Annotated in this window: 6 protein-coding genes; 4 read left to right on the forward strand and 2 right to left on the reverse strand. The window is 60.3% G+C overall.

The annotated features are described in order from the left end of the window. Nucleotides 1-2,437: 2,437 nt before the first annotated feature. Entirely contained in the window at nt 2,438-3,718 is a 1,281-nt protein-coding gene (locus tag AWB67_RS11015; protein WP_087656273.1) for an integrase domain-containing protein, read from the reverse strand. 1,579 nt (nt 3,719-5,297) lie between these two features. Here AWB67_RS11015 and AWB67_RS11020 point away from each other — a divergent pair. The 4 genes from AWB67_RS11020 to AWB67_RS11035 are packed head-to-tail and all read left to right on the forward strand — an operon-like array spanning nt 5,298 to nt 10,494. After that, the gene (locus tag AWB67_RS11020) at nt 5,298-6,722 is read left to right on the forward strand and encodes a UbiA family prenyltransferase (protein WP_087656274.1); all 1,425 of its coding nucleotides are present in this window, start codon (nt 5,298-5,300) and stop codon (nt 6,720-6,722) included. A gap of 3 nt (nt 6,723-6,725) precedes the next feature. Continuing rightward, a complete protein-coding gene (locus AWB67_RS11025; protein WP_087656275.1) occupies nt 6,726-8,042 on the forward strand; it encodes an FAD-binding oxidoreductase in 1,317 nt (438 codons plus the stop codon). Beyond that, the gene (locus AWB67_RS11030) at nt 8,039-8,779 is read left to right on the forward strand and encodes an SDR family oxidoreductase (protein ID WP_087656276.1); all 741 of its coding nucleotides are present in this window, start codon (nt 8,039-8,041) and stop codon (nt 8,777-8,779) included. Before AWB67_RS11025 ends, AWB67_RS11030 begins: the two co-directional genes overlap by 4 nt. Next, nucleotides 8,707-10,494, forward strand: coding sequence for a hypothetical protein (locus AWB67_RS11035; RefSeq protein ID WP_125477577.1), 1,788 nt, complete (start codon nt 8,707-8,709; stop codon nt 10,492-10,494). Before AWB67_RS11030 ends, AWB67_RS11035 begins: the two co-directional genes overlap by 73 nt. A 653-nt stretch (nt 10,495-11,147) precedes the next feature. Here the strand turns inward: AWB67_RS11035 and AWB67_RS11040 are convergent. Beyond that, nucleotides 11,148-11,290 (reverse strand): transposase domain-containing protein (locus tag AWB67_RS11040; RefSeq protein WP_143328403.1); only part of this gene is annotated, 143 nt, incomplete at its 5' end.

Consider the following 11,290-nt stretch of genomic DNA (forward strand, 5'->3'; position numbering starts at 1 on the left):
TCGGGTGCTGCAGAAACAATCTTAGGTTCGACGCCGCGCATCCGAAGTTCGAAAAGGTCACGATTTCGATAGCTCTTTCAATAAAATGGAAGAAACATCGCTCGTCAGGCATTGCGTGGCGCTTGAAACGCCGCGACGCTGTATGTAGGTGCAGTGCGAAACGGGTTTGCAAAGCGCAAACATGACGTCGAACGCGTAGCAAATCATCGGCGAAGCGAGTGAATTGCTGGCGTCAACCAAATGAGTTCGCCCCATCCGATTAAGCCAGGCTACGTTTTGTCACGTAGGCTGGCTCACGCGTGTATAGCCGTATGTCGTTGCTGCTTTACGCTGCTGAACTTGCGGGGACCCGCTCATTGGATCGCCGCGGTGTGTTCCGGTCGTAACGCTGCTCGAGAAGCGCTATTGAGACCTGCGAGAGCATCGGCTGCAATTGGCTGCCGCATACGTCCGCGCGTGGGGAACCTGCAAGGCGACTGACGAAAAGCTATACGTTTCCGTGCGTCATTCCCCGAAAGGGCCGCTATCCGGATAGCGTTGACCGAGAGATCACGTGCGGGTTCGTGCGTTTGCAAGCGCTGTCTTCGATCGAGTCGACGCCGAAATTGCGCGGCACACTGCATCTCGCCCGGGCTCGGGCGAAGGCGGAATAGCTACCGGCGCGCTTAGCGCATGCCTTTCGCGCGGACGCAAAACTTCTGGTGAGACTCGCTTGCTAGATGGAGGCAATACGCGAGCGGTCCAGCGAGTCACGGACCAGAGAATAATCGGCCGCTCGGAAAAACGAACAATGCCCAGGCGCGTATATCGGTCAACAAGGAAGGGAAACAGGTCCGGTGACGAATTACTGGAAGCGCCGAAATTGTGCCCGAGTCGGCGGAGGCGTCTATCGCAGGCTTTCTGGATGAAAGCGGTGAACACCGAAGTAGTGCGTGCTAGGAACGCCGGCCCGCGTCTGGCACGACCCGGTTGTCAGCCAAGCTCTCGGTTAAGAGACAACGAAGCATGCGTCACCCGCGGTGACGTGACGAACAGGCGGCGTGGTGACGTATCGGAGAAGCGCGCACGCGCTCCGGACACACCCGTGGAATTATCATGATAATTCCCTTTTCGTAGAAAGAGCGCGAAAAAGGTATCGCTTTCTGCCTGATACATTTACACAAACCTTTCGAACGAAGCGGAAAAGCCGCACACAGTCCGGACACCAACAGCGCGAGATAGCACCGACCGCTCTTTGCAATGATCGGCGACGGCGACGTGCGCCGGCCTCGTGCGACAACTTCTGATTAGTTAGTTCGGTGTTGTCATAGGCGGACTCGGGCCGAACTTCACAGAAAACAGCTACATGACGTCGTGCCGTACTCTACGCAGCTTTCATCACGTCAATTCCACCGCCGATTGGCGCTACCAACACGTGGTAAGCCAAGTCCGGAGAAGAGTTGATAATTGCCTCATAGGTGGAATGACGGCGAGTGGGAACGCTGTCGGGAGTTTCGGGTTCGAAACGGATGGCGTTTCGGGCGTCCCGCGGGATTTTGAGGAGGCCTCGCTCTTTCCGCGAAGTCGCTGGCGCGGCCGGACTACTCATGTAACATTCCTTAGCAGTACGACGGCCGAGTAGTGGACGGCTTGGCCGGGAGTCGGCCTCGGGCACGTTCCCCGCTTCACGAACTCGCGTCGGTTCGTCCAATTGCGGACAAATGCGTTGGCTGGATACAAGCAGCCTCGATGAGGTCACGCTTTGCGCTGCGGAAGTCGCGGTATCTCAAAGCATCGCGACTGCGCTTGTCTAGGTCTGGTACCGAGGAATTTTCTTAGCCAGGATAGCGCAAGGTAGACTATACCTTCGCGGCCGGTGCGTTTCGTTTTCTCCGGCCTCCTAGCTTGGTGCAGGGCGAGCAGCGCGGACCTGCAGTTGTTTGGCCGCGAGCAACGCTATCCGGATAACGTCCCTCGACGTTCCGGGGCCAAGACAACCGCTTGATTCTCCTGGTAAATTAGCCTGTTACAAAACGTGCCGAATATTCACACCCCCCTTATTCGGCACGCTTTTCACATCGTGGAATGATGCAATCGAGTGCGGAATAGTCGGTTGCGAGTCAAAGGAACAGGCCGTGCAGGACAACTACGACCGGCGCAAACGACACGCTGTAAGAGACGCACTTGCACGGCGTCGTCCGAGACGAGCATGACCATGCGATCGCTTGAGCACGGAGCTCATCGAAATCCGCGACGAGTGCGGTGGTGCCACTTCCTGCGACTACCGCCGCAAGACGACGCGTGACGCGGGTTGACCCAAGGATGCGGCTTCTTGCTTGCTTGCGCAGAGGACTGTGATGTCCGTTCATCGTGACCACCGTCGACCATCAACAGCATCTTAGGCCCGGAAGCCGTCGCCATCCGACGACTGCAACGTCGTCGGATAACGACGGCAAACCTATTCGGCAAGCAGTGAAAGCTGGTCCGGTGCGGCGTTGTTGATCGTCTGAGCCAACGGTGGACCTTCGAGGACCTCGTTAGGCGCGGACGTTGGTGATGCTTCGGTCTCGGCGGGGTTTGCAGGCGTTACAGTTGGCAACGGGCCGCCTTTTGCAAGTATCCGATAAAGCGCCTGCCTTGAGATTTTTAGGCTCTTTGCCGCCTCTGATTTGACGCCGTTCGCCGCATCAAGAGCCGCGATCGCCTGCTCGAAGGTCACCACAGGTCGCGACAGGCGCTCGGCCGTGGCGAACGTCGATATGTAGGCCGTCGCCTTCGCCGCCAAGCTATGTCCAGCAGCTTCGACCAACTGTTGCATCGCCCTTTGATGGAGTTCCGGGTCGGGCCGATGATCGGGCAGTTTTATCGGCGCGGGCACACCGGTTATGTCCTCGTACATCTTCTGGAGGTAAGCGTGGCGCAGTCCGTGCACCGTGACGCCCAACCCGCCACGCGTTATGCCCTCTTTCTGTAGGACGTGATAGAAATGCCGGTACCACCTTTTGAGCGACCATGGCTCCGGAATCATTGAGCCGGTGCGCGGGTTCGCGAGCCGGGCTGCGCGGATGAGGACTTCGTATTGCCACTCAGCATCGATCGGCACGAGCCGGGGCCTGCCGCCCTTCGTACCATCGATCACGTGCAAGTGGCCCGAGACGCGCAGGCATTGCAGTGGACGCAGGAGCATGCTTTCTTGGGCGCGCAACCCGAACGTCGCTTGCAATTCGACTTGAATGGCGACCCACCGATCCTGCACGCAAAGCCGGGAGATCACTTGGTTGACGTCAACGTTAGCCGCTTCCCAGGACTTATCTTCCTGCGCCACATAATAGCGGCGATAACCGTCGGGCCGCTTGATGTAGTCATCGACGGTGCCCACGAGCTGGTGCTTTTTCATCCATGCTGCGAGCGTGCGCCAGTAGGTCAGCTTGTTCTCGACTGTGCCGGGCGCCTGGTCATTTTCCTCGACCCAAAGCTTGACGAGGTAGGCGATGTGTTTCTCGGAGAGGTTCCAGGGCGACTGCAGCGCGAAGCCGCCCTTTCGTAGTTCGCGAAAGCCGGCAATGAGATGCCGCACGCGGTAGCTCTGTGTCTTGATGGAGATTGCGTTCGACGTCACGCGCGTCGTGCTATGGGGTTTCGATAGGTGGCGGTTAAAAAGTTCGGCGAGCTCTTTGGTGAGCCGCTGAGGAAGCCCCGCGTTGTCCAACAGGGTTGAGAAGTTGAATTGGATCTTCATGGCCGTCGCATCAAAGGCGACGTTCTCACCTATCAGAAGAACGTCCCGGGTTGTTGGAATACTGCACGCTTTGCTTTCCGGGATCTTAGAGATCAGATTTTCGATTCACCCGGCGCAGGGAAGCACTGCCGCCTGATGATCCATGCGCCGGATGAATCCGATGCACGGCTACCTGACCGCAGGCGTTAGCCTGTCGAGCCAAGCAATTCCTTTTGCGCTTTTTGGTATCGGCAGCGCGAGCCGACAGAATGGGATATAGAAATCCGCACGCAGGGTGCAAGTGATTTCCCGTCTTGCGAGCTTGTTCATCACGGTCGCCTCGATTTGGAACCGCGCGAGTCAGGCTTGGCGAGAGTCGCCTTCGACGAAAGGCATAGGTGACGTTCGCACTGTCCGTGCGAAGTTGTTCTCAGACGATGCGAAACTGCGTTTCGCTTGAAAAGCCAGTGCCGATGCGGTTTTTGGAGAACTCAGTTTCCCGCATAGTGCACAGCGCTGAATCGCAGGGTCACTGCGGATGAAGATCGTGGCGTCCGTCGGACACACGGCAAGAGAAAGATGGAGCGCATTGCACTCGGGTCGATGCGTTGGAACGCGGATAGGTAACTAGCATGATGCGCTTTATCGCGATCGAATGTGGGCGGAAAGCTCGCGATTTTCATACCTCTTTCGAGACTTAAGCCGCGCTCGCCGCAACAATCGCCTGCAGGCCCGCTGGCGACACTGGCGGAGCCGCTTGCATGGTTGCGCGCAAACCTGTCAACAGTTGTAATCAGAGTCTTCGTTCGGGCGATAAAGAAATCCGCACCCATGGTGCAAGTGATTCCCGTCTTGGGAGCTTGCTCATCGTGGTCGCTCCGAGCGGGACCGCGTGAGTCAAGCTTGGCTAGATTGCCGTAGACGATATGAAGGCGGACGTTCGCACTGTCCGTGCGAAGTTGTTTTCAGTTGATGGAGTTTTGCGAATCGGGCCAAGAGTCAGCGGCCATGCGGTTCTTCTGGAACTCAGTTTCCCGCATGAGGCGACTAACTTGATTGGCAGCGCCGCTGCCGCTTCAGGAAGAGTGCACCCGTCGGGTGCCTGGCTGTAAACGTATGGAGTGCGCTGCACTCGGTCGATGCGTCAGTGACGCGGATAGGTAATAGGATACTAGCGTCTTCTAAGCAGGCAGACGGATGCAAAGCTCGCTATTTCAGGGCGTCTCTTGTTTTTCTTCTTTCAACTTGCCTACAGAGCTCTGCGAAAACGCACCTTTTCTCGGTGGCCGGGCGGCTGGGGACAGCGCGAGCATCGGAGTGCGCCAGACCAACGCTATTCGTGGCTCCCACTGACCCAGCTAATCGACGCCCTTAAGGGACTCTCGATTTGATACAATGGATCATATTTGGCAGCAAATATAGCCGCAAATGCGATAACTTCGTGCAAAAATTCGCATCTTCTGCCTTCGGCCGAATTTGTACCCGGTGCTGAGCGATAGTAAAGTAGCGTCCGCAACAAATATAAAGCGCATCAATAGCGCCATCGCCGAGGCGTTTGTGCCCTCCCTCCGTTTCGAACCCGAATCTCGTGACTAGTTGAATGTGCAGCAAACCCATTGTCGTCGACCTGGACGGTACGTTGATTCGCTCGGATGTCCTTGTCGAGAGCGGTTTCGCGTTCCTTAAATCCTCGCCGCATCGCTTTTACGAACCGCTCGGCTGGCTCGCGCGCGGCGGCAAGCCCGCGCTCAAGTCGCGGCTTGCAGAACGGGCGCATATCGACGTGAGCGTGCTGCCGTACGACGGCGAATTGATCGCCTGGCTGCGCGAGGCGCGCGCCGCCGGCCGCACCCTCGTCCTCGCGACCGCGAGCCACGAGCGCTTCGCGGCTGCCATCGCGGCGCATCTCGGCATCTTCGATCGCGTGTTCGCCACCAACGAGCGGATCAACCTGTCCGCGGGGCGCAAGCGCGACGCGCTGGTCGAGGCCTACGGCGAGAAGGGTTTCGACTACGTCGGCAACTCGCACGACGATGTTTCCGTCTGGGCGGCGGCCGATCGCGCCTACGTCGTCAATCCACATGCAGGCGTGGAGCGCGCCGCGCGCAAGCAGGACAACGTCGAGCGCGTGTTCGAGAACCGGCCGCCATCGCTCAGGGTCTGGGCGAAGTCGCTGCGGCTGCATCAGTGGCTGAAGAACCTGCTCATCTTCGTGCCGCTGCTCGCGGGGCACTTCGTCAACCAGCTTCCGCTCGTCGTGCTCGCGCTGATTGCCTTCGTGACCTTCGGCATGTGCGCATCGAGCGTGTATCTGCTGAACGACTTGCTCGATCTCGAAGACGACCGTCATCACCCGGTCAAGCGCCGGCGCCCTCTCGCGTCCGGCGCGATGCCGCTGACCTGGGGCCTCGCACTCTTTCCAGTGCTGCTGGTCGCGGCGTTCGCAATTGCCTGCACATTTTTGCCGTGGGCCTTCGTCGCGGTGCTCGCAGGCTATTACATCCTGACGCTCGCGTATTCGATGGTGCTCAAGCGCCGCGTGATGGTCGATGTCGTTACGCTCGCCGGGCTCTATACGGTCCGCATCATCGCGGGAACGGCGGCTATCGGCGCGCATCTCACGTTCTGGCTGCTCGCGTTTTCGATGTTCATCTTCCTGAGTCTCGCGTTCGTGAAGCGCTACGCGGAACTGCATTCGATGAAAGAGCGCGGGCTCGTCAAGACGCGCGGCCGCGGCTACGTGGCGAGCGATCTGCCGCTTGTGTCGTCGCTTGGTTCCGCTTCGGGATATCTCGCGATTCTGGTGCTCGCGATGTATATCCAGGATAGCCGCACCGCTGTGCTGTACCGCAATCCCGAGTTCATCTGGCTCGTCTGCCCGATGCTGCTCTACTGGGTCAGCCGCACATGGATCATCGCGCATCGCGGGCTGATGCACGACGACCCGATCGTCTTCGCCGCGCGCGACCGCGTGAGCATCGCGATCGTGGTGTTATGCGGGATCGTCTTCTGGGCGGCGACCTAGACAATGGCGACCGTCCTATCCTGGGGCCGGTATCCCCGTGCGCCACAAGAGGCACATGTCGTTGCCTGGCGGGATGCCGTTTCGCCGGTGTGGTGCGACGCGCTCGCCGGCAACTTCACCACGCTACCGTTCGGCAATGGCCGCAGCTACGGGGACAGTTGTCTCGCGGCGTCGGGACAGGTCATTCAGACGCTGGCGCTCGACCGGCTGATCGCGGTCGACTGGGAAACCGGCGTGTTGCGCGCGGAACCGGGCGTCACGCTCGAACAGATTCTCGACGTCGCGATTCCACGCGGCTGGATGCTGCCGGTCACGCCGGGCACCAAGTACGCGACGCTCGGCGGCGCCATCGCGAACGACGTCCACGGGAAAAATCACCACGTGCGCGGCACGTTCGGCCGGCACGTCCGGCGCTTCATGCTTGTCCGCAGCGACGGCACGCGGATGGAATGCGCGCCGGATCAGCACGCCGATTTTTTCAGCGCGACGATCGGCGGCCTCGGGCTGACCGGGTTGATCGTGTGGGCCGAGATTCAGTTGATGCCGGTCCAGTCGAGCATGATCGACGTCAGGAGCATTCGCTTCGCCAATCTCGACGAGTTTTTCACGCTCTCCGAAGAACTCGATCCGCTGCATGAATACAGCGTTGCCTGGGTCGATTGCCAAAGCCGGGGAAGCGCGCTGGGGCGCGGCATTCTGATGGTCGGCGATCACGCGCCCGACGGCGGGCTCGAAGTCGCCGCCAGCAAGAAGCGTTCGGTGCCATTCACGCTGCCAGTGCCGATTTTCAATCGCGCGACCTTGCGCGTCGGCAACGAGCTGTACTATCGCCGCCAGAAAGAGACCGAGGTGCGCACGCGCACCGGTTACGACGCGTATTTCTACCCGCTCGACAGCGTGCTGCACTGGAACCGTATCTATGGACGCGCGGGCTTTCAGCAGTATCAATGCGTGGTGCCGGCGGCGGTTTCGCGCGACGCGATCCGCGCTATCCTCGATGCGATCGCGAAAAGCGGCGGCGGCTCGTTTCTCGCGGTGCTCAAGCGCTGCGGCGCGATCCGCTCGCCGGGACTGATGTCGTTTCCGCTCGAAGGCGCGTCGCTCGCGCTGGATTTTCCGCAGCGCGACGCGCTGAACGCGCGGCTTTTCGCCCAACTCGACACGATCGTCCGCGAGGCCGGCGGGCGTATCTATCCTGCCAAGGACGCACATATGTCAGGCGCCGATTTTCGCGGCGCCTACCCTCAATGGCAAGAACTGGAAGCGTTGCGCGACCCTGCGTTGCTGTCGCGCTTCTGGGAACGGACTACCAGAATATGAAAACGATTTTGATCGTCGGCGCAACGTCGGCCATCGCGACTGCATGCGCACGCCAGTGGGTGTCGCAAGGCGCGCGCTTCTTTCTCGTCGCGCGCAACGGCGAGCGGCTCCAGCAAGTCGCGGACGATCTCACCGCGCGCGGCGCGAAACTCGCCGTGTGCCATCAACTCGATATCGACAGCCTCGACCAGCACGCCGCGATGCTCGATGCATGCAAGGCCGAACTCGGCGCGATCGATATCGTGCTGGTGGCGCCGGGCACCTTGCCGGATCAAGCCGCTTGCCAGAGCGATCCCGCGCTCGCGGTTCGCGAATTCAACACGAACGCGGTCTCGGTGATTGCGCTGCTCACGCCCATCGCGAATGTGCTGGAAGCGCAAAAGAGCGGCGCGTTGGCGGTGCTTTCGTCCGTGGCGGGCGATCGCGGCAGGCCGTCGAATTATCTTTACGGCAGCGCGAAGGCCGCGCTGAGCGCCTTCTGCGAAGGGCTGAACGCGCGTCTGTTCAAGTCGGGCGTGCACGTCATGACGATCAAGCCCGGTTTCGTCGCCACGCCGATGACCGCCGGCCTGCCGCTGCCGGACCCCCTCGTCGCGACGCCGGAAAAGGTGGCGAAGGACATCGTGCACGGTATCGAAAAACGCCGGGATGTGCTGTACACGCCGTGGTTCTGGTCGATCATCATGCTGATCATCCGGTCGGTGCCGAAGTTTATGTTCAAGCGCGCGTCGCTGTGACTTCGCAGAAGGGTCATGGCCGACTTCGTACGGCAAGTCTGTACTTTGTGTTCGCGTTCGGACTCACCACGGCCATTTCGACCGCGTTCGCCGTCTGGCAACATTTTTCGCCAGTGCCGTATTGGGATTCGTGGGATGACACGATCGGGTTTTATCTACGCGCGCAGCATGACCCGTGGGGCGCGTTCTTCGCACAACACAACGAGCACCGCCTGACTGTCTCGCGTCTGATTTTCTATGCCGACATGTGGTATTTCCATGGACGCAACGTCTTTTCGTTGATTGCGAACTGGATTCTGGCGGGCATCCTCGCGCTCGCATTCATCCGGGTCGCGGTCTACCGGTGTGCGACACTGACTCGAGCCGAACGCGCGGGTGTCGCTGGGGCTGCGCTTGTTTTTACGTATTCGTGGATTCAAAACGAGAACTTTACCTGGGCCTTCGACAGTCAGTGGTTCGCGGTGTACCTGTTTGCGCTTCTGGCATTCCATAGCATCGACCGCGCGTCGGTTTCGGCCGCCCGAGATCGCTACGTCGACACGCGACTGTGGCTTCTCACCGGCGCGGCGAGCGCGTCGGTGGCGGCCTTCTCGATGGCAAGCGGCGTACTGGTGTTCCCTGTGCTCCTCGTGCAGGCAATCTACCTGCGGTTGAAATGGCGGGACATCGGGGCGATCGCGGCGATTGCGGCAGTCGTCGTATTCGCGTTTTTTGTAGGCTGGCATGCGCCGGCGAGCAGCGGCGACCTTCGCACCGGTTTGCGCGAGCATCCGCTGGATGCGCTCCGCTTCGTGCTGCTGTATCTTGGCGCGCCCGCGTGGCACGCGCGACGGGGAATGCTCGGCGCTTACGTGTGTGGCAGCATTGCGCTTGTGGCGCTCATCGTATTTTGCGTCGAGGCCTTACGCCGGCGTCGTACGCCGCCGCGAGCGCTATCGCTCCTGATGTTCGCCGGCTTTGTGACAAGCAACGCCGTGGTTACAGCCGGCGGGCGGTTGTGGTTCGGACTGGAAAGTGCGCTCGCCTCCCGCTATACGACTGCGTCGCTTGGCGCCTGGTTCGCGTTGCTTGCCTATGGGTTACTGAGCGACGCGCCGACGAGACGCCGGCGCGCCGTATTCGCGACCGGAGTGGTCGCGCTCGTCATGGTCTTCGGCGCGCAGCGTTTTGCGTTCAATGCCGATCGCAACGTGACCTATGCACGCCTCGTCGCAGGCCTCGCGTTGCGCGCGCATGTCTACGATCCCGACATCACCGGCGTCGTCTATCCCTTTCACGACGCGCTAATCGAAACGGCGAAGCAAGCCGAAGCGGCCCGAATCTCGATTTTCGCCGCGGATCAACCGGACTATCTGGAACCGCCGCGACAAGTGGTGGCGCAACGACTCTGCACCGGGGCTATCGATCAGATCGCGAAAACAGGAACTGCCGGGATTTTCCGGGCGACTGGTTCGATCTACGATGTGGACGATCGCGAGACGCCGGGCGCTGTCGTCATTACGGATGCGGCAGGCCATACCCTGGGTACGGGCGTGGTCGGCGCAGAACGAGACGACATCCGTAAGATATACGGACGGCGTGCGAGATACAGTGGCTGGACCGCTTTCTTCAGCGCGCCGCCCGGGGGAGCGATCGTCGCAATTGGACAAACGGGTCCGCAGACGTGGTGCAGGCTGGAGGACAGCCGCGACGTTGCAACAACGGTGCCGCAGTAATCCGCAGACCGATTGCGGCGACCGGACGATGCCGATGTGCCACTTCGTCCATCCGGTCGCTTCTAGCCGCAACAGCAGCACCGTTCATTTTTCAGGCAATGAACACATACCGTGAAAATTAAAGCATTAGCCGCAGGCCTAGTGTGCGCACTCCTCTGTCTTTATCGATACCCGCACCGAGTGTTTCACGGCTTCCTCTGGGCCGAGGACGGGGTGATCTTCATCCGTGAAGATGCTAAAACGGGCATCAGCGCATTCTGGACGTCCTATGCGGATTATCTGCATACCGTGCCGCGGCTCATCGTGCGCGGGTGGTCGCTCGCGGCTGCGCCCGAACGATTCCCGCACGGTTTTGCGTGGACCTGCGTCGCCGTCTATTTCATGGTCGGCGCAGCGTTGTTCGCGCTATCGAGACGGCACATTTCCGGCAAACCGGCGCGGCGACGTCTACGGGCTTGCTGTAGCCGCGCTCCCTTCCTCGTCCCGCAGTCGCCCGAGATATTCGTGAACATCACGAATCTCCAGTGGTTCCTCGCGCCCGTCCTTACATTGATTCTCCTGGATCTGTGTATGCGTCGCGCGAGGGCCGTCGAGAATTCTTTGGACAAGCGTCTGAGAATGCGGCAGGCTAAGCCTGCCGCAGGCAGAAGCGATCAACCCGATGAAGGTGGAGATGGGAACAGGTGCTTCGCGACGTTCCAGGGCAACAGTTCGTCGATGCGATTGGCCTGGTGATCGGCGATGTGCGTAAGGACATATTCCAGGTAGGCGCGCGGGTTGATACCATTCAACTTGC

Source organism: Caballeronia terrestris (genome assembly GCF_001544515.1).
Classification (GTDB): Bacteria; Pseudomonadota; Gammaproteobacteria; order Burkholderiales; family Burkholderiaceae; genus Caballeronia; species Caballeronia terrestris.

Bases quoted from the DNA above. Each gene is read 5' to 3' on its own strand.
- AWB67_RS11030 (WP_087656276.1), top strand. From the start codon at position 8,039: ATGAAAACGATTTTGATCGTCGGCGCAACGTCGGCCATCGCGACTGCA.
- AWB67_RS11015 (WP_087656273.1), bottom strand. From the start codon at position 3,718: ATGAAGATCCAATTCAACTTCTCAACCCTGTTGGACAACGCGGGGCTT.
- AWB67_RS11025 (WP_087656275.1), top strand. From the start codon at position 6,726: ATGGCGACCGTCCTATCCTGGGGCCGGTATCCCCGTGCGCCACAAGAG.
- AWB67_RS11020 (WP_087656274.1), top strand. From the start codon at position 5,298: ATGTGCAGCAAACCCATTGTCGTCGACCTGGACGGTACGTTGATTCGC.